Here is a 26544-nt window from a genome sequence, read left to right as displayed (position 1 = left end):
CGTTCCATTGCCGTCGCCGGTTCAGGTTTCGCGGTCTCGAATCTCCTCCTCGGTCTGAGCCGCGGTCAAGCATCGTCCTTGGCGTTGGGAAGCACGTACTCCACGGCCTTCTTCGCCAGGTGAAGGGGGAGGGGAAGGGCCAGGGGCGCGTCGCTGTCGGGCGCGTGGCGCAACTGGTGGACGCAGGCGGCCCACTCGCTGGGTTCTTCGCCGCGTTGGCAGGCGAGAACTGCGATCTCCAGCAGGTTGGGATTGAAGGCGGTCTTGTCGGTGTCCCGGACTTCCTTGCCCGTCCGGTCGAACCGCACGCCCTCCTTCCGAGCCTTGATGGACGCCTTCTTCGCAGTGCTGGGCCTGTCCGTGGAGCTGTAGAAGACCCGTTCACCGTGAGTTTCGGTGAGGGGCCAGAGGCCGGCCGGGATTCCGTGGTCGCCGTCCGTGGCGTACCACTGAGGGGTCTCGTCGCGGCTACTGTCCCTCATCCGCAGGAGGCGCAGTTGGTTCCCCCACAGGGCGACGGGCACGGGCTCGACGTCGTCGACCCAGATGTGGTCGCGCATGACCATGCCGTTGTTCAGCCATGGCCAGCCCTCGCGGAGATTCTGCGCGTGCACCATGAGGAGCGTCGGCTGATTGCGCAGCTGCGCCAGCAGCGGCCGGAGAAAGGCCGCCGTTCTCCTCTGTCGCATCTTCAACTCTTTGTCCCACTGGGAAAAGGAGCTCTGGGCGCCATCCTCGGCGGCTTCGTCGTCCGCCGTAATTACGTCGTCCGTCGCGATCTCGTCGGCCGCAGCGTGGGAGTCGACGCCTTTGGCCAGCCACAGCAGGTACTCGGGGTAGGCTGCCCAGCGGCGTTCGTCCTCGATCCAGCCCGACACTCCGCGTACGCCGTCGGCCGGACGCACTCTGATGGCAAGCAGTTGCCGGACGGCCTGGCGCGTGGGGCCGTCCTTCCTGCGTTTCGCCATCCATACCGCGACGTACTGCAGATCCTCAGGGAATTTGTTCTTGAAGGTATGCTGCGGGACGCGTACGGCCCCGAACTGACGGAAGATGTCGAGCCAGGCCATCTTCGCGCGGTGGGGGCGGTTCTTCTTCAGGCTCTTGTTCACGGCGGTCTGGATGAATTGAGTGATCACTCCGGCGTCGGCGCAGCCCAGTCGGACGGCGAATTTCGAGTCGGAACGCCTGACCTTGAAATCCTTCTCTATCTCCACCAGAGCGACCATCGGCCTGGACCCGGGCTCATCGTCCATGGCGTCGGCGACCTCGCTTCGCCGCTTGGCGATGGCCTCGCGCAATTGCTCGCCGCTGGGTGCCTTGGCGGCGCTGACCTCCAGAGCGGCGCCGATGTCCCCGGTAGGCCGCAACTGAAGGATCACGTCGAGCTCGGGTGTCTGCCAGGTGAGGGTTTCGTCCGCGCTGTCCGGCGCGGGCAGGCCGAGCACTCTGCACAAAGCTGTGACCAGGGCGTCGCGGGTCCCTTCCTCCTGCCAGTGGACGCGGGCGATGAGCAGTGCGCCCTCGAGCGCCTCCCGGAGGAGGCGTCGTCGTTCGACGGCGTCTCTGGCCGCCTGCTCCGCCTTCTTGTGCTCCAGGATCCGCACGCGGTCGTCCTGGCTCCCCTTTCTGGGCGCCAGGAGCTTCTTCGGTGCGTTCGACGGCTTGGCGGGCCAGGAGGCCCGACGGCACACGGGGACACGGGTGAATTCAGTGGAGAGCGCCGCGTCGATCCACGCCATGAGCGGCACCCTGTCCGCCGACATGAGCCCCGCACCCACCTCGTGAGTTCCCATGGTCGTGTGGTGGGGAATTCCGGCCCTGATGCCTTCTAGCCCCTCCAGGTATTTTCTGGGGTTTCTCCCCAGGTCTGCCGCGTCCACCGCGGATTGCACCAGGCTGGCCGCCGGGAGCAGGTCGGGCCTATCGATGGCCCGCCACGTGTGTTCGGCTCTCTTGGAGTCGTAGCGAAGTCGGTGGATCGCGATTCGGGTGCTGTCTCCCGACACTCCCGGCCACTGGGTGTCGGTGATCAAATGCACGGAAGCCGTCCTGCCTCCGGTGTAGATGGTGCCTTGCGCGTTCACCTCGGTCACCCAACGCCGGACCCCCGTACGAACGTGCAACCGGAACTGCGAGGTGAACGGCACGGTCTGCACCGTGACGGTGATGAGGTAGGAGAACAGCGCCCCCGGCGATTCCGACGGATCGCCACGCGGAGGCCACGAGACGAGTTGCGCTCGCTGGTCGGTGGTCGGGGTCTCCAGGAACGACCAGGAACGTCCGTTCGCTCCTCCGAATTCGCCGTGCCTCTGGATCAGGCGGGCCACGTAGTCGGGAAGCAGGTGGTACAAGGGTGGCTCGGGCTGGGCAGTCTCCCCATCGCTCATGACGCGCCCTGCTAGGTCGATGAACTCGGTTTGCCACGGCAGGGCGGTTTCCGTGAGCAGGCCATAGGCGCGTTCACGGAGGTCCTCCTCACCGCGCATGCCGAGGAGCCAGACTCCCAGCAGCCCTCGGACGATCCGGTCGTCCACGGAGTGATGGGCGTAGAGCCAAGGGACGTCGTCCTCCGTGGAGACCCGCCGGCCCACCGAGATCACATCCGGTGCGGCAAGGGGAAGGAGCGCGTTGAGCGACTTGATGGGAAAGGTCTTCACCCTGTCGGCCGGGGTGTCGCCGAGCCCCGACCGATGGGCTTCCGCGAACGCCGCCCGCAGCTCTTCCGGAACACGCAGGACCTGGAGGGGCTTGACCAGCCTCCTCTCGGAGGGCTGGTAGGCGGTCAGGGTGATCGACTCGTACTTCACCGCCGTCTCCTCTCGTCGCCGTGGAGGGGTACGGCCTCGGGAGGCCGCAACAGAAGGGTTTTCAGGCCGTTGTAGAGCGGCCGGTAGAGAGCGTCGGCGAGATAGATGTTCGCCTCGGTGGCCGGGAGCCGGTGCGGAGGAGCGGGACGGAGCTGCCAGTCCGGCGCGTCCCCGAAGTATGGGGCCAGGACGTCGCGCATGCTGACCAGCAGACTGGAGCGCGGGCTGTCCCCACGAAGCCCGGCGGCGCGCCGGGGAGCAAAGGCCGCGTCCACGAAGTGCACGCGCGCGTCCACACCGCCCCGGGTCAACCGACCGATCACCTGCCACATCACCACGAGCAGGTCCCACGTGAGGTATTCGCGGTCGCTGTCGGACAGGCGTTTCCACATCAGCTGCCGATTGGCGAGCCGGTGCAGCTCCATGCGCGCCTGCCTCCGCCATTCCAGGCCGGCGGCGTCCAGCGACATGGCGTTCTGGACGAGCTGGTCGAAAGCCCCACCGGGACGGGTGCGGCGGACGGTCAAATCGTTGAGCGCGTGGATGAGCACGCTGACGTCGCTGGGTGTGGGAAGTGGGCGAGCCAGGAAGTAGACCGATCCGAAGAGTGCCTTCTCCTGATCGTTAAGAATGTTGTGTCCTCGTTCGACCGACTGAAGCGGTGCGACGAGGATGCTGTATTTGGTCGCGCCGAAGGCGGCGAGGTCGCCACGACGGAGCGTTGGAGCATCCCGGCTCCTGTCCGGGTCGTAACGAGCGGCGCCGGAGGCGGCCTCCTCGTCATCCGAGATGAGGACGCAGACTCTGTCCCTCCACTCCCCGAAGTAGTGGAGAGCCCGGCCCGCCGCTTTAGCGTCCTTGTAGCTGCCGGTGAGCACGAGCAGATGTTGACGGCGGGGTGGCAGATCTACGAGTTCTTGCGTGAACCTGGAACGGCCGCCCTGATCCGTCGGATCCGAATCGGCGAGGCCGCGGAGCATTCTCCACAACACATCGCTACGGTCGGACGACGTGCCGGAGAGCTGCAGAGGCCTCATCGGATCCCCCGGTGAGGCGTCCTCGACAGCGTCGTAGACGAAGGACGTGGACATAGTGATCTTCGGCGTGGAAGCCTCCTTAGGCTTCTCCTGCTCCTCAGCGCGGACTCTCGCATGCAGGACGGCCTTCACCGGCTCGGCCAGGTGATAGCGGGTGGACGCTCCAGCCCAGCTCGTCCCAGACATCAGCACCACGTTGGGTCCATGGCTGCCGTCCACAGCGTGCAAGGTGGGGAGTGCGGAAAGGAGCTCGCGACCGACCCCCGTGCACCGGATGAACCTCAGCTCACCCGTCTGGGCGTAGGCGCCTCTGGCATCGGCGACGAATTGGAAGGCCAGGATGTTGCCCATGGGGGACTCAGGAATCACCGGATCGTAGTCGGCCGGAGAGCTGTGGTACAGCGCGTTGGCGGAGGGATCGAGCTTGAGTGCAGTCTCCACTCTGGGCCAGAGTGTCGTGAGCAGGTTCAGCCGGTCATGCATGATCGCCACAAGAAGCGTGAACTCAAACCTGCGGCGTTCCCGGCGGAGCTCCTCCTTGACGTTTTCCCTCATCTCAGCCTGCAGGTCTTTACCGGAGAGCTCCTCGGGGTCCCGCAAGCCCGCGAGCTGGGCGAGAAGGACGTTGAGCTCCGCGGCCACCCTCGGGCTGCCCGGCCTGTTGGTGACCAAGCGTCGGGCGAGCTCGGCGAGCTGGAGCGTCTCCCTAGCCGGTGCGTCGTCAAAGAGTTCGTCCTCGTCGTTGTCGCCGACCGGATCGTCACGGAACCCGTCGAGTATCTTCAGGATCGCTTCGCGTCTCTTGTCTCGGGCCTCCTGAGTGACGCCGGGGTCCTGGCTCAGGTAGGCCAACAGCTTCGCGCTCGCCTCCTGCCTCGTCTCGTGCTTGGGGTTCATCCGCTCGGCGGCTGGCGGAACTCTGTCGGGCAGTCGGGTTGCGGGCCACTGACCTACCAGCTCCAGCTGGAGCGACCATACGGTGAAGAGATCCGACCCCACCCAGTCGCGGAGTTCCTCGTCGCTCACGAGCATGGCGTAGATGCGATTGGCCGTGGTCGATACGGTGTCCAGCGCGGCGGTCCACTGCTGGACCACCTCGTTGGAGAGTTGGATGCGGCCTTCGCGCGCCAGCTCGGCGACGTTGTGTCGGTTGATCTCGTCGAGCCAGGAGTCGTCTCCCGGCTTGTACAGCGTCGCTGTCGGGGCGAACACGTGATCCATCCTGATCTGGACCTGGTCGGCCTCGTCGACGATCAGCAAGTCGGCGGTTCTACAGGCCAGCTCCAGATAGCGTATTCGCTCAGAATTCTGCTGGACGGGCACCGATGAGACCGCGAGGGCCTCCGGGGTGGCGACCCAGATGGTCGCCTCGCGGAGCCCTCGTGCGGCGTCGTGCCTTGGACAGTGGCTCCACATTGGGCATCCCCGCCGAGGCCTCCACTTGTCCTCCGCTGGGTCGGCTGCGGATTCACCCGCTATGAAAGCTGGATCCAGCGGGATCAGCGACTGGCACGGAGCTTCCTGGTACGGCAAAGGAGCATTCGCCTCTGCACCCCGCAGCGCGCTGAGCGGGCAGGCGGTGCTCAGGTAGGCGAAGGCGGCATCCTGATGCAGGAGGGGCAGGGGAGAGACCTGTTGGAGCCGACGGTGGAGCCGCCTGGTGTGCTGGTCACGGGTGGACGCCCCGACGAGGGGGATCGCATGCAACCTGTCCCATCCGGCATATGTCTTGTCTCCTTCCTCGATCTTCCGATCGGCGGCCTCGCGCAACCTGTTGAAGCCCTCGGCCACGCGGAGCGCCTCGGCGACATCGCCGACGACGAGGACGACGCGCTGTCCCAGTTCGGCTACGGCGTGCGTGGCGAGGATGTCGCGCAGTGTGCTCTTGCCGACTCCTGGAATTCCGATGAGGTTGAGCAGGCCGTCGACGATCAGCCGGTCGGCTTTGGCGAAGGCTCCGCTCTCCTCGTTCAGTGCGGAGAGCTCCATACTGAGGAACCGTGATTCCCAGTCGTTGAGCACCTTCGACCTGCCCTGATTCGGCTGGTCGAGCTTCGCCATCATCTTGGCTGTCTGCCGCAGCGATTCCACGGGCTGGTCGAAGGCTCGCCGGGGATGCCGGGCCTCCAGAGGGAGACGGGAGTCCACCGGAGGCGGCAGGTCTTTAGAGATGGTGATGTGCTGCGCGCCGATCGTGCGCCCGCGAAAGAGATGAGGGCCGGGCTCCGCGATGGTGATCCGGCTGGTGGTGAAGGGCGGAGCGGAGCTCAGAAGGGTGTCGTACAGCTCCAGGCGATGCGCCGCTCGCGAGGGTCTTCTCGGAACTGCTGGCCAGGCCAGGCTTTCCGTGAAGTCGTACGCGCGGTCCCGCTCCGGCAGTTGCCGGTACTGCAACAGGGCGGAACGCCAGACCTCCCGCCGGTGCATGGACTCCAAGTGGTACCGGGCCGCGCGCAGCATTCGGCGGAGCTCGTCGTATGGTTGGCCGGCGGTAAGGCCTCCGGCGCGGGAGAAGGGATACCCACCGAACAGTGGCCACCCGTCGATGGGGGCGAGCTGCGGGCTGACCAGCTCGATGACGCGGAGCCCGAGTTCGACGGTGTAGTCGAGCTTCTTGCGTAGATCGTCGTATTCGGCGGCTTCCGCTGGAGGGATGGCGGACAACGCCTCACGTAGGTGGTCATGAAGGTTACGCATGCGAGTCCCTCAGCACTCGACGTCCCTGAGCGGGCCGGGGGATTGGCGGCTGGAGCGTTCCGAGGCGCGGAGCCGGTGAGGCGCGACGACGAACTCGCGGATCGGCCGGGCGGCGTGGTGGAGATCCTTGGCGACACGGTGCACGGTGCCGATGCGCAGGTTGCGTCGGCCGCGACACCTCGTGGTCTCACACTGCCAGCGCTCTCCGGAACCGTCTCTGACGGGGACGAGGACCAGGCCACAGTCAGTGCAGATGGCTATCTCGTCTTTGGAGCTGAAGTACCGCTCGTGAACGCGTAGGTAGAGAATGTTGATCAGTTCGTCGGTCACTCGGACGCCACCGATCCGCTCCAGCTTCAGGAAGGCGATGTCTTCGCGCGATAGCACGGGATGATCGATCAGCCATTCACGCAACGCCTGGAAACCGCCGGGATTGCCGGCCTCTTCGTAGAGTGAACGCGCTTCCAGCAAGGCAAGCCGTTCCAGGCTTTTGTCGGGGGCGTCCGGGTGGGCGAACTCCAGGGCGAGCCTCAAGCAGAGTTCCGAGGGCCGGATCGGATCCAGCTCGATGAGGAGCCCGGTCAAATCCTTCCCGTCGGGGAGACAGAGAAACGGCCACGCGTCGATAGGGCTGCTCCAGCAGAGCGCCATGAGATCGGCGAGGGTCCGGGGGCAGCTCAGCTGTTCGCGATAGGGCGTCAAGCGGTATCCGCCGGGATGTCTGAGGACGCCGATGAGGGCGATCCGGTCGAGCACGAGCTGGGACAGCGGCGGGTAGGGCACGGTGAAGGACTGCTCCTTCGGCCAGTCCGCCATCTGCACCACCGTCGCGGCCACCATGCCGACGATGCGTCGGGACTCGGCTTCGTCGTAGGCCTCGCCCCGGGCGTGGTCGAATGCGATGGGCGCGGATGCGGGAGGCGGATCGTCCGTCATAGAGCACTCCCGTCCTGTGCGTTCCTCGGAGAGACCGGGCACCACCGCTGGTAGGAACAACGCCCGCAGATCTCATCACTGGGCGTCGGGAGATGTTCCTCATCCGCGTGCCAGCTCCGGGTGAGCCCGTGGATCACCTCTCTGGCCCGTTCTTGAACCGACGCCGAGTTCGGATCGATCACCCGGATGTCGGGTCCGGCTGGGGTGAGCAACTCCAGCTCGACGGCGGAATGCGAGCCTGTGGGAATCGACCCGGCCCTGAACAGAAGCACGGCGAGCGCGAGCTGCTGGTACTGAGTCAGTAGGTCGGCACCGTCGACCACGAAATCGTTTGTCGCGGTCTTCAGCTCGCGGTACACCCACGAACCATCACGCCGGTAGAGGAGATCGGCGTCTGCCACGATGAGGACGTCCGCGCGCCGGTCGTCGGCGGCCACCGTCTGCTCGGAATAGGCACTGCTGTTCGGCGCGACGTCCAGGAAGGGGCACACCTCCAGGTGGGCCGCGAGCATCGCCGCTCCCTGGCGCGCGTGCTCGCCTTCCAACGTCCACCCGCTAGCTGACCATGAGTTCGGGTTCTCTGGGAGGTCGCCGGGAGCACAGGGCCGTCTGGGTTTCCTGTCGTGCAGTCGTTTCAGCCACGCGTGGACGGCATCGCCGCGGCGTACGAACGCGGTCTTCTCGGACTTCTCATCGGGTGGGAGGCTCAGCGCGCGGAAATGCGCCTTGGCAGGACAGTCTTTGAAGTACCTTCCGGTCGTCACCGACCAGATCCGTCTCGGGTGGGACGAGTCGCGGATGTTCAGGAATCCGGGAGTGCTGTGGAGCCGACGGCACTCCGGTCGGACCTTGCAGTCGAGGCAGTCTCGTCCCGCGGTCTCCGTGACCGGACGGCGGAGCGCGCTCAACGTCTCGGCGGCTGCTGAGACGAAGAATGCTCCAGCAGCCTCGGTCGTGTTGTCGTAGAGCACCCGCGATAGCCCGTCCACGCATCCGATCTCCACGAGGCGGACGCGGCTCGGGAGTGCAGCGGCAGGGGACGGAGCGGTGAGCGGCAGGAGTGGGAACGGCTTGCCACCGCGGTAGGGGCCGGGTCTTCTGTCCAAGACGTCCCGGTCGACACATGATCCCGTCGCCAGCACATGGGCGGCGGTGGCCAGCTCCGCATCGGCTCGTTGCTTGGCGCCCGCCTTACCCATGACCGGGATACGGAGCTCGCGGACGGTATTGTCACCGTGGCGGTAGACGTAGCCGCGTCCCCACGCGCAGAGCTCGTGGGGACGCGAGTTGACGATGGCGTCGCTGGGCGGATATGGCCGCACCCAGGGCCCGGCTGGCCGGAGGCCGGTCGCCGTCTGGAGCTGACGGTCCTCTTCAAGCGCGCGAAGGTAGTTGCGCACCGCGTCGTGCGTCCACGCCACCAGTCCCTCGTGCAACGGGGCGATCAGCTCGCCGGCGATGTCCCGTGCCGAGTCGCCGCGGCGGGGAAGGCGGGAGAAGGCTTCGTCCAGCGGAACCTGGTGGTTTTCGACGAGATCGAGGACGACACTGAAGGGTGAGAAAGCCACGTCGGTGAAACGTGAGAGCTTCTTTCTTTCCGGCCGTTTCACCGAGTAGTCGGTTTTGGCCGCCAAGTAAGTCGGACAACTCTTCTGGGAAGTTGTGGTAGAGCTGCTGTAGATACGGATGACGGCATTGTCGTGCTCGTGGTTCAGCGGGCTCATTTGACCTCCGGGGGCGTCAGGTTAACATGAGCCTTTGCTTGCGCATAAGAGTCGACTCAAAGGGCTTCTTCTGGCAGTGCGGAACGGCCGAATGGGAGGTGCGGTGGACGTCGGGGACCGAATCGAGAACCAGTTCGAGCTCAAACGCAGGCTGGGGCGCGGCGGGATGGGCGACGTCTGGCTCGCTTGGGACGAGGACTTCGAGAGAAAGGTCGCGATCAAGTTCATGGTCGAGAGGTCCGCCATCGGTGCGACCGGCGCGTTCTCGACGGAGGACTACCACGACCTGCGCCAGCGGTTCGATCTAGAGGCCCTGGCGACGGCTGCTCTCGATCACCCGGCGATCCCGGCCGTCCACCACCGGGGCGTCTGGCGTGGCTCCTCCCGAGGAGAGGTTCCCTACCTCGTGATGCAGTACATCGAGGGCAAGACCGTCGAGGACTTGCAGGAGGAGCGGGGTGGCTTTCTCGAGCCGGAAGAGGCGGCGTGCCTGGCGGTGCAGTTGTGTTCGGCGCTCGCAGTGGCGCACGACGGGAATGTCGTCCACCGGGATCTCAAGCCAGCGAACCTCATGGTCGGTCCTTCGGGAATGATCAAAATCATCGACTTCGGCGTGGCGTTCATCATCGACTCCAAGAGGTCGAGGATCACAAGGAGCAGGTACGCCAGCCCGGGAACGAGCGGGTACGTGGCGCCAGAGGTTCTGAAGGGAGCCAGCCCGGGAGGCGCGGCGGCCGATCTCTACGCGCTGGGTATCGTCGTCTACGAGCTGCTGGGTGGGCCCGTATTCGTCGCGGAGACAGATGCGGACCTAGATGCCGCGCATCTGTATAAGAAGCCGCAGCCCCTGTGTGAACGGAGGTCGGCGGTTCCACGAGGCCTGGGTGATGTGGTCGACCGGTTGTTGATCAAGGATCCGGCGGAACGCCTCGTCGGCGCCCGCGAGGTGTCGGCACTGATGAGAAGGCATGTTCCACCGGCCGGTTCTCCAGGTATCGGCAATTCTGCGGAGTTCGATCTCACGCTGCCGTTCAAGACGCCATTCGCTCCGCTCGTGCGACCGGACGGCGGTGACAGGCTGGCGATGGTCACGGTGAAGGGAGTCGCCATGTCGGCGGGAGACGCGGAGCTGGGGCGTGCGCGCGAGCTCTGGGACTCGGGCGACCGTGACGCGGCGCTCCGTCTCGTCGAGCACGTGATTAAGGAGGCTAAGCGGGAACAGGGTGACGTGGGGAAAGGGGTCGTCCGGGCCCGGATGCTTTACGTGGAACTGCTCCACGCCGCTGGGCGCGTTGGCGAGGCGGTCGGCGAGCTCAGAGACATGCTCCGGGTCTTCGGCGTCACGCTGGGCAAACGGGACAAACGGGCCGTGGAAGCGCGTGAGCTGCTCAGCAAATATGAGTCGGAGAAAGAATGACGGGCGAGGAGTCTCCTCGCCCGTCGGCGGACTATCGAACTGGTCGCTTCGGATTCGTGGGCCGAGCTTTCTTCGCCATGGCAGCTCCCGGCTCTCGGAGTTTCCGCGGGGAACCGCGGGGGCATTCTGCTGTCTGAGCTTTCATGTCATTGTACCGCTCCGACTTGTCGGGTTACGGCTCCTTCCGGAACAATGCTGCCGCCTCTTTGGCGCGTATCTCGTGAGCCTGGTCGGTGTCCCCATGGCCGATGTCCTCAAGAATGGCGATAGCGAGGAGCCAGTGCTCGATGGCGCTGTTCCGGTCACCTGACGCGAGTGCACTGTCGCCCATGCTGTCTAGCGTGCGGGACTCGTTGGCGCGGTATCCAATTTCCCTGTACAGGCGCAGACATTGCTCGAAGTAGCCAAGCGCGGTCTCGTGGTCGCCGAGGAACTGGTGGATGCAGGCGATGCTGTCGAGATCGGCTGCCTGGCTGTTGGGAACATTCAGGTCGCCGTGCAGGTCGGCGGCCCGCGTGCAATACCTCAGAGCCTCCTGGTGCTCTCCCCGCATGGCCAAGCTCCAGCCGATGCCGTTCAGGGTGTTGGCAAGCCCGCTGTCGTCTCCGTTCTTCCGGAATCCGTCAGCGGCGAGGTGGTATTGCTCCAGGGCCGCCTCATGATCGTCCGCATAGGCGTGGCTGACCGCCAGGACATAGCGGCAGTCGGTTTCCGCGCGCGCCGAACGTTTTTGTCCAAGTGCGGTCAAGGCCCGTCGGCCGCATTTGATGCTTTCGGCGTGTGCTCCCAGCCGGCGCAGAGTGACCGCCAGCTGGCGGAGGAAGTAGGACCGAGTCTCAGGGTCCTCGGGCTTAGACGGATCGTCCGTGATGGAACGCAACATCGCCGCGCAGTCGTTCCAGCGCCCGTGGTACCACATGGTCTCGATGAGCGCATCCACCATGGCACGGGCTTCGCTCTGCAGGCCATGCTCCTCGGCGTACCGCACAGCAGCGAGGAATCGCGGTGAGTCCTGAGCGGCGAGTCGGGTGCCAGGGCTGGTGGCTGCTGTGGACGCCAGATCGGCGTAATGTCTGACGAGTCTGTCGCAGGCGCGGCTGTGGATGTCCTGAAGTCGCTGGTCCCCATGGCAGAGGGAGAGGGCGTAATCGCGGAGGAGCTCGTGCATCTGGAAACCGCCATATGCGTTCTCCTGAACCAGGTGGAAATGGCGCAAGTGGCGCAGTAGGGCCAGCCCCCTTCGATTGTCCTCCGAGCCGGCGAGCGCAGCGGCTCCTGCGCTGTCGACATCAGGACCTGGGGCGGCGCCGACCACGACGAAGAAGTCTCGCAGTTCGGTGGGAAGCGCGAGATACGTCCAGGAGAAGACGGTGCGGAGCGCGGAGTCCGGCTCGTGCAGGTCGAGGAAGTCGAGCCGGCTGTCGGCGTCGGTCAGAACGGACACGATCCGGTCCAGTGGCTGGCCGGGCAGGTGCCGGATGTGGGATCCGGCGATCGCGAGAGCGAGCGGGTTGCCGCCGCAGGCGGACAGAACAGCGCCGACCGCCGAGGGGTCGGCGGCTGCGCGATCGTTGCCTATGTGCCTGATCAACAGGTCCTGGGACTCGTGGGCGGCCAGCGGAGTCAGATGGACATGGCAGACGTCGGTTCTCCGCAGGAGGGTGCCCAGCCGGGTACGACTGGTGATGATAACGGCGGAGGGCCCGTGGCGTGGGAGCAGGGGGAGGGCGCTCTCGCTGTCCGGGATGTTGTCCAGGATGATGACGAACCTTCTCTCCTCGACGGTGTCGAGGTAGTGCGATCGGCGGCCTTCAGGGTCCTTTCCGGCGGCCGCGTCGGCCTCGCCCATCTGTTCCAGGAGTGCCTCGACCGCCTCAGCAGACGACATTGGGGCAGCCGGGCCAAAGCCCCGAAAGTCGACGAACAGCTGCCCATCGGGGAAGGCCTGGGCGCTCTCGTTGGCTATGTCGATGGCAAGAGTGGTCTTCCCTAGGCCGGGGCCGCCCGTGACAGCGGTGCAGAGGCGCTCCGCTGCCGGGCCGGTGTCGGAGAGATCGTGGTCGCCGCGGCGTAGGTAGGGCTGAGGAAGGGCGGGAAGGCGGTTGCGTCGCAGCGGGCTGGCCGCGGGTTTCCTCCGCGCTTCCCTTTGCAGCACGGCCTGGACCAGTTCCTCCCGCCGCCACCACCGCTGGACTGCCGTCGCTTCGCTGCCGCGCCCGGCGAGCTTGGTGAAGGGTTCGTCGATGAGCGAGTCCCCTAGAGTTGCCCGCAGGGCCTGCTCGCTGCGGAAGAGGTCGGCCCCGTCGGGCTCCTTGAGATCCAGCCGGATGACCTCAGCACAGCGGAGGAACGCTCGCAGGTCGGAATCGGAGGGCTCACGGCCGATGAGGGCCGTCCAGCGGGTCACGACCACATTGATGAAGGTTTCGAGCGCTCTCCGCTGGGAGATCGTCTTCGCTGCGCCCCAGAGAGGGAGGCTGGCCGGGTGCCCACGGAGGCGCATGAGCACGATGCCCAGCTGGTCGTAGGCGCGGCTTCCATCATGGTTCGTGGCGATCACGAGCCGGTCCCGCGAGAGGTCGACGGAGCGGGCCTCTGAACTCGTGTGGATTCCGTGGACGAAGGCGCCCACTAGCTGGTCGATGGCCCCTACCAGATCTTCAGCCTGCGCATCCAGCCGCCTCATCCCGGCCTTCGCCTGTGTGAGGACGAACCCTCCGTCGGACACGGTGACGCCCACATCGTCGACGGGGAGTCCTGTCTCGCATCCCACCTCTTCAACCCGAAGGGCGGCGCCGAGCCCGAGCTCGGTGAGCGGCATCTCCACGATGGCGCGCACAGCCCACCAGGCGAAAACCTGAGCCTGGAAGGTGAGACCGCGCGCGGCTCTCGCCCCACCGGCTGATGATCTGGCTCCGGCATGGTGATGGGACTCGTCCATGGCCTCCCCGCCGTCTCGCAGAGCCGCTGGTGGGAGCATCTCACAATCGGTCCTGGCCGGGTTCGCCGTCCTCCTCGGGCAGGGCGTCTCCTCTGGAGCGGCAGGGAGCCTGACCGTGAAGACGATGTCGCCGGGAGCTCGTCACCTCGACGCGCCCCCCTGCGCCTGGGTGATCGCCGCGACGAGACCAGTCCCAGGTCCGTGCCGTCGGCCTGGCAGGAACGGCAGGCGTCGCCACGGGTGAAGTGGCCGAAGACCGAGGACACCGCCGACCGGGGAGAGGCTGGGCCCGTCGTTGTGGACTCAGAGGACGAGCTTGGAGCCCTCGCGGACGAGCGAGGCGGTGACTGTGGTGTTGGTCGGGGGTGCGAGCGTTGGCCAGCAGGTTGGTGAGCACCTGGTAGAGCCGGTCAGGGACGCCCACGACGAGGGCGTCTTGTCGGGGAAGGAGAGCAGCCAGTGGTGCTTGCGCGAGGTGGCGGGGGCGTCGCTAACCGCGTTGACCAGCAGGAGGCGCAGGTCGAGGAGCTCACGCAGCAGTGGGCGGCCCGAATCGAGCCGGTCAGCAACATGAAATCTTCGACCACGGAGGTCATGCGTTGGGCTTCGGAGGTGATGAGGCAGAGGGCGTCGGTCGCGGCTGGCGGCGATGTAGGTAGCCAGCTCGGTATAGCCGGTAATGGAGGCGAGGAGAGTACGCAGCTCGTGGCCGGCGTTGGCGACGAACTGGCGCAGGCACTGCTCACCGGCGTAGCGGGCGGCGGGGAGTCCCTCGATGCCCGTGGGAAGAAACCGGGTTCAGCGAACTTGCCATGCAGGAGGAGTCCGTCGAGCTGGCTGCCCCGCTGAAGGACTACATCGAGGACGTCACCCCTCCTAATCCCTGCCGGGGATCCTCAGCTCGCACACCGGCCACGGCCTCTCGCGCCGCCGAGGACCCCGAAACGGAGGTCGGCCAGGGCGGCGCGGCGCTCAACCAGATGCTGGGCCACAAGAGCACCGATAGCACGAGAGCACACGCTGTAGGAGAGCGACCGCTGAAAGGAGGCTTCACGTAGCGTGAGCTGCAGCGACACGACTTAGATGACTGCCGCCACGAAGATCGCCCCGCGAATGTCCCCGCAGCGTGGATCGGTCAACTGGCGCCCCTGTCTCCGGTGACCTTGTGGTCGGTCCGTGGCGGCCACCGACGCTTACAGCGGGCTGTCCAACCACGTTGGGCGTTGATGGTCGCCACGGCTCGCAGGAGTCTGGGGCGGTGGAGTCCCCAGAGGGGGCGGCTGGCCACTCCTAGAGCTTGAGCGTGAGCAACGGGCGCGGGTTGGCTGTCGACATGTATAAACAGCCACTCAGCCAAGCAGCGTTCAGAAGCCCCTGCGCGCGACGGAGAGTGAGATCTCGGGTGCGGACCGGCGATGACAAGGACACCGCCGGAGATTATGTGGCCTTATAGTGGCAGATTGGCCACTTAAGGTGGCATCGTGAAATTCCTACCGATTCGACACATTTGAGCAAATCGAGTCTGCAACGCCTACTTACTCTCACCCACGAAGGCGCTATGCTGCCGCATAGCCGTATACCATGACATGTACCAGTCTGAGCCTGTACATCAACGACTTTGGGTGGAAATGCCGGAAATCCTTGACAACATCGACGCGGAGATGCTGGCAAAGCTTCGCAACGACCTGCCTCTGGCTACCGCCTTAGACATCTCAGTTGGCTACTTCAGCCTTACCGGTTGGGGCCGTATTGCAGACCTTGTCGAGAATCTTCAGCCCCAAGGGCGACGGCCCGCAGTGCGCTTGCTTATCGGCATGCTTGGGCGCAATCAAAATTCCGGCGCCACGCGTGGGGATGGCATCGATGTGGACCCGGAGGCCAGTGGTGGTACTGCATATCGCGAACGCAAAGACAGAGCCCTTCGGGAGTTTAAGCGGCAACTTGCTCGTGGAATCCCCAGCCAGCGCGATCATCATGCACTGCGAGCACTCAAGCGTCACATTAAGGATGGGCATCTCGAAGTAAAGCTATTCCTTAGGCACCCGCTACATGCCAAACTCTATCTATGTCATTTGCGGCAGCCGGCAACGGTGGAGCGTTCCGCCTATGTCGGCAGCAGCAACCTCTCCAATTCAGGGCTGAAGGCGCAGGGCGAACTCAACGTCACCTTCGCAGACAACATGCCAACGAAACGCCTCGAAGACTGGTTCGAGGATCGTTGGGAGGATTATCTCGCTGTATCAGTCGACGAATCACTGCTGGATGTGCTTGAGGACTCTTGGGCACGCGAAAGGCCCTATTCGCCGCACCATGTTTACCTGAAAATGGCTTACCATCTTGCGTCGGAGGCCATAGCCGGATCACGGGAAATCACTCTTCCTGAAGCTGTGCGTGATGTGTTGCTGGATTTCCAAGCTGACGCCATAAAAATCGCCGATCGTCACCTCAGACTTCGAGGCGGAGTCCTAATCGGCGACGTCGTAGGATTAGGTAAGACCTTGGTCGGTATCAGTTTAGCCCTGAGTCGCCAAGAACGAGAGGGCGATCGCGTACTCGTTATATGCCCTAAAAACCTCGCCGGCATGTGGGAGGCCGCGACGAGGAGCTATGGCCTCCGGGCGAAGGTGCTTTCACTGTCGCGCGTCTTATCGGACCTCGACAACCTGTCTCCGATTGACTTGGTCGTCATCGACGAGAGTCACAATCTTCGAAATCGAGATGGCAAGATTTATGCGAAGGTTCAGTCCTATATTAAGGACAGTGGCGCACGCGCAATTCTGCTCTCAGCAACACCATACAACAAATCAGTTGCCGATCTGGCTGGCCAGCTCGGGCTTTTCCTTGATGATGACACCGATCTAGGGATCCGTCCGGAAGCCTTTCGAAGGCGGCTAGGCAACGAAGCGATCTTCCTCGCTCGATGCGGTGGTCAACCTACGACACTTAAAGCTTTCCGCCTGTCGGATGAACCTGAGGACTGGCAAGAACTCATGCGTTTGTTCTTGGTTCGCAGAACAAGGTCCTTCATCCGTCAGACATACGCAACTACGGCAGAAAACGGGAGGCAATTCCTCGAATTCAAAGATGGCCACCGGTTCTTTTTTCCTGAGAGAGTCCCCAGAACTATACATCACCGACTCAGGGGCGAAGATGATCCGGCTGCAGTACTTATGAGCGAGGAAACAGTAGATGCAATAAACCAGCTGAAGCTTCCTCGGTACGGGCTACAAAAGTATGTAGATCCAGATATGCCAGTGAGTGAGTCGGAACGGGCTGACATTGAGGCACTTTCCCGCGCAGGCGATCAGCTTAGAGGCCTTACGCGGTCAGGCCTGTTTAAGCGGCTCGAGAGTAGTGGACATGCCTTTGTGCTGTCGGCTAAGCGACACATAGCAAAAAACCTGGCGGTGCTCTACGCTCTACAGAGCGGACTTCCCGTTCCTGTCGCCGGCGCTGGGTCAACAAACATAAGTGATCAGGACATAGAAGACTCTGGGCAGGAAACACTCGATATCAGTGCCCAGAATGATGCGCTAGCTACTGAAGGTGAGAATGCATATGCGGCGGTTATTGCCGCCGGTGGCCGCCGCTTGCGACTCATCCCTTCAACCGCATTTGTCCCAGAGCTAGCAGAAGATCTCGCAGCTGATGTAGCTATCCTTCGCGAAATCTTGGCGCAAATAGGCCCATGGAACACAGTTAGAGACTCTAAGGTCGCAATTCTTCATGATTTGATCACACAGCGTCATCTACACGATCGAGTTTTAATCTTCACAGAATTTGCCGATACGGCTGAGTACATAGGCAGATATCTCGAGGAGCGTGGGATCGAGAAGGCCGCTGTTGTCACGGGGGAAACGGCTGATCCGTCCTCCACTATCCGTCGATTCAGCCCGTCCACCGTCCCAGGCCTAGTTCCTGTACCGCCAGGTCAACAACTACGCATCCTTGTCGCAACAGACGTAATTAGTGAGGGACAGAACCTTCAAGACGCGTCAATAGTTGTGAATTATGACCTTCCGTGGGCCATCATCCGGCTGGTACAGAGAGCTGGACGTGTTGACAGGATCGGCCAGCAAGATAGCGAAATTCTTGTTTACTCCTTCGTGCCGCACGAGGGGATAGAGCAGATCCTTCGGCTGCATGCCCGTATTTACCGTCGCCTCCGCGAAAATAACGAGGTCATCGGCGGTGACGAAAGGTTCTTCGATCTACAGGGTGAGAGCGACGGTATATCGGCTCGACGTTCTATTATAGAGCTGCTGGCAGAAGACGCCCGAGCGCTTGATGACGTGGATGATAGCAACGATGTAGACCTAGGTTCGTACGCGTACATGGTATGGGAGCGAGCTAAGGAGGCCGACCCATCTCTCGAGTCGCTCATTCCCGCATTACCATCTGTGATCGGAGCGACTAAATTGACGACCCTCGACCCCGGGGCGGACGAGGGTGCCTTAGCGTACATAAGAACACGCTCAGGACTAGACGTCCTAGTGAAGGTAGACCTGGACGGCACCCCAACGAGCTTCAATCAGATGGAAATCTTGCGTGCAGCTTATGCACCTCCTGAGGCGCCGTCCATTGCCTTGGACAGACGGCATCACGAACTAGTTGCCGCAGCCACGCAAGCTGCTGAAGATCAAACACGTAGCATCACAACTGCCGGCGTGCTGAGCGGCGTAGCGAAGCGGGTCCACCAACGTCTGCTCCAGCACCTCGAAGGCCGTGCTGGCACTCTTTTCAGTGATGAGCAGACTGAAGAGATAATTAACGTGATGTATACGCGGCCTCTCACCGAGGAGGCCATACGTGTCATCCGGAACCGCCTTCGGGAAAATATTACGACTGCTGAGCTAGTTGAGCTGGTGGGCGGCCTTCACGAAGATGGAAGGCTCGTGCGTTCAGAAACCCAACAACGTGCACAAAGCGAGACCCAAATTATTTGCTCGATGGGTCTGTTTTCTGACCCAGTGCCGGAGGAGACGCCGTAACTATGAAAACCCTAGATCAGCGCATTTTAGCACGGCTGGACAAGGGAGACTTTCAAGGTCTTTTCCTCGAAGAATTATTATGGGATCCTCCTCATGGTATCGGTGATATCCCGGAAGAGATCGATGGCACGGTCTACCTTCTGCGGGCGGTGAGCGTCAAGCACAATTTCATCGTTTTCGCTTGTGACAATGTCGCTGACGCTGACACGCGCAACAGATTGGCCCGGGTAGCTGCGAGGCGGGCTCTCGAACACCTATTGGTGTTCACAAGTCCTGACGGGCAGCAAGAGTGGCGGGTCGCAGATCCCCAGCCGGGAAACCCTCATAGGTACCTTAAGCAAACTTATCAAGTGGGAAGCGGACATCCGGATCTCGCCCAGCGGCTAGCTGCCTTCCACTTTCCGCTAGATGAGCAACCTCGCATGACTATGCTTACTGTCCGGGCGCGAGTACAGTCCTCGCTCAGAGCGGAACAGGTCTCCCGCAAGTTTTTCGAAAGCTTCAAGGTCCAACACAAAGCACTCGCAGACGTGCTTGAGAATCTACCGAGCGATGGAGATAGAAGTTGGTATGCGTCTATTCTCCTCGATCGGATGATGTTCTTGTATTTCATCCAGAAAAAGGGCTTCCTCGACAGGAACGTGGATTATTTACGGGATCGGTTGGAGAAGGTTCGTGAACTACACGGCCCCGATCAGTTCTACGGCTTCTACCGCGACTTTTTGCTACCACTTTTTCATGTGGGCCTCGGAGACGAAGACCGCGCATCTATGAGCAGTTCCACCCGTCGTCTTATAGGTGATGTGCCATATCTTAACGGTGGGATTTTTTCTGAACACAGTCTTGAAGGTAAGCATCACATTGATGTTCCGGACGCCGCGTTCGAAAAAATATTTGACTTTTTTGATTCGTGGCGTTGGCATCTGGACGAGAGGCCAGGCGCATCAGGTAACGAGATTAATCCAGAAATTCTAGGCTATATCTTCGAGCGCTACATCAATCAGAAACAAATGGGCGCATACTACACACGAGAGGATGTCACGTCATTCATCACGCAGAATAGTATAGGCGCAGCTCTGCTCGACTGGTGGAAGGCCCACGGCCAGAGTGTCTCGCCGTCTCCATGGAGCATTGTCGCCTCGGATCCGCAGCGCTACATGGCCCCCGAGGTCTTGCACGGGCTAGGGCTCGAACTTCCGCCCCAGGTGGCTGAGGGCATTGACGACCCAAGCAGTCGCGAAAGTTGGGACAGTGTCGCTGATTCGCGCTGGGGCTTGGAGGAAGAAACCTGGCGAGAGGTTGTCCGCCGTAGATCTGTTGTGTCTGGCCGGCTCGAAGCTCTCGCACGCGGTGAAGTCACCGACGGTTATACCGCGGTGCGCATGCAAGTAAATACGGTTCAACTCTTGAGTGATAGTGTATTCAGCCTGGAAGACCCAGCGCTAGCCCTAGAGTTTTACAAAAAGCTCACACGTCTTAAGGTGCTAGATCCTACATGCGGGTCCGGGGCGTTCTTGTTTGCTGCTTTGACACCACTCAAGAGGCTCTACGATGAATGCCTCGACCTATTCTCTCGGCTCACAGCGACTTCCGAAGAGAGTGCATCCTGCCGCAACATGCGAGCCGAGCTAGAGTACGTAGCTAGTAGCCCTAATCGTGATTACTTCATCTACAAGCAGATTATCCTGAACAACTTGCACGGCGTCGACATCATGGTCGAAGCTGTCGAAGTGTGCAAGCTACGGCTTTTCCTCAAGCTGGTTGCGCAATTGCACGATCCACGTCGCATTGAGCCGCTGCCTGACATTGACTTCAACATTCGAGCCGGAAATACCTTGGTTGGTTACACCAACTTAAGTGACTTGCGTGCCCAAGTCGGCTCTCGCCTAGACTTTGGCGACATCGATAGCGTCGAGTCCGCATTGCATGACCTAGATGATCTTACCGGCGAGTTTCGGGCGCAGCAAGCCGCTGGCACCCACCACAGCCATCGGTCCGACAAACAGAGGATTCAGGCCGAATTAGAGTTGATTCGTGACGTCCTCGATAGAAGTTTGATGATCGACTATGGCCGTAGCCCGAAACATATCGATCCGTGGCGATCTGCGCATAACCCCTTCCACTGGTGTGTTGAGTTTCACGAAGTGATGGCAAGTGGAGGGTTCGACGTCATCATCGGAAATCCACCATATAAGAGGTTGGTTGAGGTCAAGGATTATCAGGTTCGGGGTTACGAGACAATTGTCTGCAAGGATCTATACCCGCTGGTTATGGAGCGCGCAGAAGCACTGTGCTCCGAGCTGGCACGTATTGGCTGGATCGTGCCAATCTCGTCGATTTCGACTGGCGAGTTTGTTCCCCTTCAACGACTGTTGAGTAAACACCGTGTACTCACAAGTTGTTACGATGATCGTCCCGATAAGCTGTTCAAAGATTTGGAGCATATCAGGCTGGCGATTCATCTGATTGAGGTCGGGGCCGAGAGAAGGGGATTCGCCACAACCCGCTATCAGCGCTGGCGGGCATCCGAGCGCGAGTCCCTCTTTCCGAGAACCCTCTACACCGATGCGCCGGTAAGCGGCCGGGTGATGGGGTGCATCCCCAAGCTTGGGGACTCCATAGAGCACGATATTCTAGGCAAGCTTTGGAGGCGGTCGCAGACAGTAACCTCACTCACTGTAAAAGGTGCCTCCCATCGCGTTTTTTATACGCGGAAGATGAGCAGCTTCGTCTTTTTCCTCAAGCAACCGCCGATTGTGTTGGAAAATGATGGCAATCGTAGAGATCCGAGTGAGCTAAAGTTTCTCGCATATGGAAGCGTCGCGCATGCAGCTGCGGCTCAGGCTGTCCTTAATTCGAATCTGTTCTTTTGGTTCCTGAGAGTCCATTCGGACTGCAGAAACCTAAACAAGCGGGAGATTGAGGCTTTCCCCTGTAATCTCGATGAGATCCTATCGAGCGAGTGGGGTGACGCATTTCTAGAGCTTTCGGAAGAACTGGACGCAGACCTTATTCGCAACTCAGAAATGCGCAAGATGGGGAAGTTGACCATTCAATGCTTTCTCCCTGTCCGAAGTAAGTCCATCATAGACCAAGTGGATAGATTGCTGGCTAGTCACTATGGCCTTTCGGATGAAGAGTTGGATTGGGTTGTGAATTTCGATCTAAAGTATCGCATGGGCTCTGGCGACGGAGACGTTTAGCTGGTACAGGCTAGTTGCTTCTGCTCTCGGTGCAACTCAGGGCCGTGCGAGACATGGTCGGAGATAATGCTGTAGAGAGTTTAGTGGCATCGTAGCCGCAATGATCCTGGCGTGGCTCGACAGCTCCTAGCTAGCTCTTTGGGGCGTTCGGTTGAGGTGAGATCCCGGCTGATGCAGGCTTCGGGTTATGATTGCGATTGACGAGACTTCGTCGTGAGAAGAGGTGGCGAGGATGTTTGTGACGGTGCAGATCCCGATCATTGATGTCCGGCCCCTGCTGGCTCAGCAAACGTGTCGTGACGTGCTGCCGTCTTGGCCTCGTCCGGATCGTGTCTTCGCAGGAAGCTCCCCAAAGCACCACAGATCGAACTATGTGCGTGGCTTAGGGGCAGTACGACCTCGTCTGAAGGGTGGCGTCGCGCCCTGGCTTAGTGAATCGTTCTATATAGACGTGCAAGGCCAGGTCCGAGTTGGCCGTCAAGTGAATCGAGGGGATCGCTCTGAGTCGGTTTCCGCTCAACCAGTTTACCGGAATTTCTACACGGATGGCGTGACCGGGCGGCTTGAAGTATGCTTTCGATTTCTAGGCTGGAATTATCGAAATAATTCGAAGCGAAATGAAGATCGAGTTAAGATGCTTGCGATTCAAGCGCCCGTACGGCTTCGAGCTCTTGGGGATCAAGAGGGTCCGCTTATAGAGGTGGGGGAACGGTTTGCGAAGCATCTCCTTTCGAGCACAACTATTTCCCCTGATGCTTCCGTCCAAGAATGGTGGGTTCAACCAGGTACGCCGGCTGTGATTACCGAGATTCCTCCCCCGTGGAGCCTAAACTTTCAACTTCGTCAGCGCTGGCTAGTGTATTCCGGTATGCGGATTTCCTCGTGGGATCTGGCGCAAGGAGACGAATCGGATGACGCTGCTCGACGTCTACGAGTTCATGTTTCACGTCTGCATGCTGACTTGGTGGCGATCGAAACAGTGCTGGGGCTCTGCGAGAGCCAGCGTCTCGATGTCGCTTTTCGCCCCGTCGAAAGTCACATCTTGCGTCTCTTGGATTTGCTCCTGCGTCCAAGTAGGCATGGTTTCGCGGGCATAAGTCTCCTGGCGCGCGTACTGGGGCATGCGCGAGATGTCTACGATGATATTATCGGTACGACAACGTCCATCGCCGGGTCAATCGATAACCCCAAGATTGTAGAGCGCGTGGATCGTTTGTCGGAGATGATAAAAGATGCATCCCAGCCGAGTAGCCGTGGTATTTCGGTACAAATCGAGGAGCTCATCATGGCGAGGAACGAAAACACTATCTCCGGCGGCACCTTCCACGGTCCGGTTAATCAGGGTGAGGGAGGCGCACATATGCAGGTAGGGGGCGTAGGCCCCGCTCAACTGCGTGAACTCATCGAGCAGATGACCGCTGCAGCGGGCGAACTTGCGAAAGATCTCCCCGATGAACAGGCTGTAGCGGTTGAAGACGCCGCGGCAGGAGTAGGTAGGGAGCTCGAACAAGAGGCGTCAGAGCGTAACGAAAGAGGCGTACGCGCGAGACTGAAGACGTTGTTCGAGATCGCGTCGGAAGCTGGCACGGCAGGCGCCTCTCTCGCAGGTGCTGTGTCTGCGATCCAGGCAATCCTAGGGATGTAACAAAGGAAGGGCCCGGAACGCTCGCGATCCGGGCGGGCCATGACGGCTGAAAGAGCGCTTATACATGGACTTGAGCCGAACTCCTTGGCGGCGCTTGCCCCAAGGCGGCCTTCTTGAGTCTAGCTCCTCTGCTTGGTCACTGTGAGCGGATCGGGAACGTTAGGTAGCGTACGCGGACACCGAGAACTAACTCCTGGTTAGCGGACATACCGATCCTGGTACGCGGCCACATGGCCCCACGCGGCGACCACGATAAATCGTGGGTAGGCGATCTCACCACGCAGAGTTCTGCCCGGGATGATCCTCTTGTAGTTCTCCCAGGCCGGCTCACCGTCTAGCGCGCCCACTTCCTGGCTCATCAGACGGTGCTTCGATGCCGTGGGGCCGACGAAGGAGGCCCTGCGGCGCCGATCGCCCCCAACCATGCCCCTGCGCCAGCCAAAGCATGGCGATCGTGAGGCAGATCCTTCCCTCAACCTGACACGGAAGGATACTGCGAGCTGGCCAACCATCGGGGTCTTGGTGAGCGTCCACTGGGAGAAATACGCCCGTCTGCCTGAAAAGGGCCGTATCCGTCCACAAGTGGGGGCTCATGAGCCGTTCAATTGTAGGCGTTGCGGCCGGGCTTACATCGGCGGCACTGCCTGGCTAGACTGACGGACGTATCTCGGCAAGATACGCGCGTCGGGCGGTGCTGGGCGCGACCGGCCGAAGAGCCGCAGCGCGGCCAGCGACCGCCCGACGCTTGGCAGGCCGCCGCAGGCGGACTGCCCTTGATCACGTACAGATAAGTTGCTTTCTGATCTTGGTCCCGATCTTGGTCCCGACTCGACAATCTTGGTCCCGACAATCTTGTTCGCCGCTGCTGTCCGCGGTCGACGTGGGGCGGTGAGCAGTGATTCTTTGTCGGACGCCGCCACTGGGCTGTACGGAGAAGACGTCCGCCCCCCACGAGGAGGGGATCTCGAGCCCGCTCGTCGTCACTTTTCCGCTCGCGCGTACTGATCCTGGCTGGGGGGCGACATAGCCTTTCCCGGATCCCCACCTTGACCGCCCCCTTGCGATCTCGACACCATGCCCGTCATGAGTGTCGCCGTCATCATCACGATGGCCCTCCGCCAGTGGGGGATCGTCGACGCATGCATGGACAACGACGCCAGCGTCGAGACAGTGGACGGCAATCGCGAGCGGGCCGACCTTGCGCGCAGTGTCCGAAGGGCCGGCTGGGATCAGATTGCCCACTGGACACCCGGCGTTCCCGGCTCCGGTAAGTGGCCGCCGCCGGACGAGATCGTGAAACCCAAACTCACGATCGCCCAATGGCTTCTCACGGTTGACGTCCTCGAGCGCTGGGCTGCAACCGGTGACCGGGTGGGACATCACGACAGAGCCGCTCAGCAACGTGAGCTTCGAGACCTGATCATTTCTCGGCTCCAAGCCCACGGCATCCAGATTCCGCCCGATCGGCGATGATCTGAACTGTCTGCCATCGGGTTCGGCCCGTTCCGGACGGGCGAGACCAGCTACACGCCCCCACCACGACCACCGGCAAGATCCGCCGCGTAGAACTCCGCGCCATGGCCGCCGCCGTCTACCTGGAGGCCTGACCCTCAACGAGGCGCGCTGGGCGGCGGCCTGGTAGGGCGCTTCGGCGTCACCTTCTTCCGCCGCGGCCGGGGCATGGGCAGGATCATGCTCCCACTCGCGGGCGGGTGCCCCGTCATCCGCTCGCCTGCGCCCATGGCCGCCGTCGGCCCGCGGCGGCGGCGTTTGAGTAGGGGCATACTCATGTGTCCGGGTGCGGGGCCGGTTGAGCATGGGCGCATGCGAAAGCCGATGACATTGGCCGCGGCGGCGGCCGTCGTAACGTTCAGCATGGCGGGGGTGGCCGGCGCGGCCGCCATACCGAGCACGGATGGGCTGATTCATGGCTGCTACCTCCGGCTCACCGGGCTGCTACGGGTGGTCGAGGAGGGCTCGTCGTGCCGGCTGGGCGAGCTGCCCGTGCAGTGGAACCAGATCGGCCCCCAGGGGCCGCAGGGCCCACAGGGAATTCAAGGGCCGCAGGGCGACATGGGGCCGCATGGGCCGATCGGGCCGCAGGGAGCGCAGGGAGCGCAGGGAGCGCAGGGGGCGACTGGGCCCAAGGGGGATCCCGGGTTCTCTGACGCCTACGCTGCCGAGCAGCTCAATCGGATCAACGTGAACGGCAGCCTGGTGCCGATCGTGTCGCTGAACGTGCCGGCCGGGACGTACGTGATCCAGGCCAAGGCGAGCGTGCTGCTGTCCGACGACACCGAGAGCGTCGGCTGGTGCGAGCTCCTGGAGAACGGCGCGCGGGGCGCGGACAGCTCGGGGTGGGGGTTCACCGACGACTCGTTCGAGAGTACGACCGTGCCCCTGATGACCGCAGCGACTTACGCCCAGCCGACTACGATCACGCTGACCTGCACTAAGGGCGCCAACGAGATCTTCAACGATGTCGACGTGGAGAACGGGAAGATCATCGCCACCCGAGTGGGCGCCCTCCACTGACCATGGCACGCTCCTCCTAGCCACCGGGGCGGGCCATGCCTCGGAGAATCTCCGACACTCAAGATGAGGACGAGCACGTCATTCACCGTGAGGACGTGGTGGTGTGAGCACACCCCGGCAGCGTGAGGCTGACGGGGTCTTGGTGTGCGGGTTGGCGACTTGGCGTGCGCATTGGCGGCTGGTCGCGGAGGCACGAGCTAGGTTTTTGGGGTTCGCGACAAACCAGATCGTTGACGAGTGGCCGCCTCTGTGAGTGGCGCGTTACAAGATCGCGATCCATGGACGCCACTGGCAGGCCTCCTCAGTCGAGTCGCGGCGAGGCCAGGGCTGTGAGCACCCGCTGCCGCAGCAGCTCGTACTGCTCGCGACACCTGCGGGGCGCATCCGGTGGCCGCTGCTGTACGCGACCACCGGCAACGACCTCGCCGGGTTGAAATTGATCGGACGTGAAGTCCACCTCGGTGCCGTCAGGCAGCCGATTCCAATAGTGGTTCCAGACCTTGGCCCCACCGACATGGACCTCGCCAAGGATCAGGTCACCTCCGAGTAAGTCCTGCACTACTAGTGCCGTCGTTCCGCACTGGCCCCTTGCCGGGTTGTCAGGCCGC

General features: G+C 62.2%; 12 protein-coding genes. 7 read left to right on the top strand and 5 right to left on the bottom strand.

Annotation, left to right across the window (positions count from 1 at the left end):
- Positions 1-65: 65 nt before the first annotated feature.
- Genes ACFKCF_RS22860 through ACFKCF_RS22845 form a run of 4 tightly spaced genes read right to left on the bottom strand, consistent with a single transcriptional unit; the run spans position 66 to position 9204 of the window.
- Positions 66-2810 carry a pPIWI_RE module domain-containing protein gene (locus ACFKCF_RS22860; RefSeq protein WP_394496436.1) on the bottom strand — a complete coding sequence of 915 codons (2745 nt, stop codon included), beginning with the start codon at positions 2808-2810 and terminating at the stop codon, positions 66-68.
- A complete protein-coding gene (locus tag ACFKCF_RS22855; protein ID WP_394496434.1) occupies positions 2807-6544 on the bottom strand; it encodes a hypothetical protein in 3738 nt (1245 codons plus the stop codon). The genes ACFKCF_RS22860 and ACFKCF_RS22855 overlap by 4 nt, the downstream gene beginning before the upstream one ends.
- A gap of 9 nt (positions 6545-6553) precedes the next feature.
- Positions 6554-7480: a hypothetical protein gene (locus ACFKCF_RS22850; RefSeq protein ID WP_394496433.1), complete on the bottom strand. Its 927-nt coding sequence runs from the start codon at positions 7478-7480 to the stop codon at positions 6554-6556.
- On the bottom strand, positions 7477-9204 hold the full coding sequence (locus ACFKCF_RS22845; protein WP_394496432.1) for a PD-(D/E)XK nuclease family protein: 1728 nt from the start codon (positions 9202-9204) through the stop codon (positions 7477-7479). Before ACFKCF_RS22845 ends, ACFKCF_RS22850 begins: the two co-directional genes overlap by 4 nt.
- Positions 9205-9307: 103 nt before the next feature.
- Between ACFKCF_RS22845 and ACFKCF_RS22840 the strand changes: the two genes are divergently transcribed.
- Positions 9308-10621, top strand: a complete 1314-nt coding sequence (locus ACFKCF_RS22840; protein WP_394496430.1) for a serine/threonine-protein kinase — start codon at positions 9308-9310, stop codon at positions 10619-10621.
- Between the two features lie 172 nt (positions 10622-10793).
- Here the strand turns inward: ACFKCF_RS22840 and ACFKCF_RS22835 are convergent, their stop codons facing one another.
- A complete protein-coding gene (locus ACFKCF_RS22835) occupies positions 10794-13460 on the bottom strand; it encodes a tetratricopeptide repeat protein (protein ID WP_394496428.1) in 2667 nt (888 codons plus the stop codon).
- A gap of 1730 nt (positions 13461-15190) precedes the next feature.
- Here ACFKCF_RS22835 and ACFKCF_RS22830 point away from each other — a divergent pair.
- From ACFKCF_RS22830 to ACFKCF_RS22805, 6 genes are all read left to right on the top strand, one after another.
- On the top strand, positions 15191-18553 hold the full coding sequence (locus tag ACFKCF_RS22830; RefSeq protein ID WP_394496461.1) for a helicase-related protein: 3363 nt from the start codon (positions 15191-15193) through the stop codon (positions 18551-18553).
- A gap of 2 nt (positions 18554-18555) precedes the next feature.
- On the top strand, positions 18556-21756 hold the full coding sequence (locus tag ACFKCF_RS22825; RefSeq protein WP_394496427.1) for an Eco57I restriction-modification methylase domain-containing protein: 3201 nt from the start codon (positions 18556-18558) through the stop codon (positions 21754-21756).
- Positions 21757-22624: 868 nt separating this feature from the next.
- Positions 22625-23401 (top strand): hypothetical protein, encoded by a 777-nt coding sequence (locus tag ACFKCF_RS22820; protein WP_394496425.1) that lies wholly within the window; start codon positions 22625-22627, stop codon positions 23399-23401.
- Between the two features lie 1083 nt (positions 23402-24484).
- The gene (locus tag ACFKCF_RS22815) at positions 24485-24874 is read left to right on the top strand and encodes a hypothetical protein (RefSeq protein ID WP_394496424.1); all 390 of its coding nucleotides are present in this window, start codon (positions 24485-24487) and stop codon (positions 24872-24874) included.
- 351 nt (positions 24875-25225) lie between these two features.
- Positions 25226-25936, top strand: coding sequence for a hypothetical protein (locus ACFKCF_RS22810; RefSeq protein ID WP_394496422.1), 711 nt, complete (start codon positions 25226-25228; stop codon positions 25934-25936).
- A 253-nt stretch (positions 25937-26189) separates the two neighbouring features.
- The gene (locus ACFKCF_RS22805) at positions 26190-26486 is read left to right on the top strand and encodes a hypothetical protein (RefSeq protein ID WP_394496420.1); all 297 of its coding nucleotides are present in this window, start codon (positions 26190-26192) and stop codon (positions 26484-26486) included.
- The last annotated feature ends 58 nt before the right edge of the window (positions 26487-26544 follow it).

It is taken from the genome of Nonomuraea sp. JJY05, from assembly GCF_043496855.1.
Classification (GTDB): Bacteria; Actinomycetota; Actinomycetes; order Streptosporangiales; family Streptosporangiaceae; genus Nonomuraea.
Note: the sequence above shows the minus strand (reverse complement) of the source record. Positions and strands in the feature narration are given on the sequence as shown.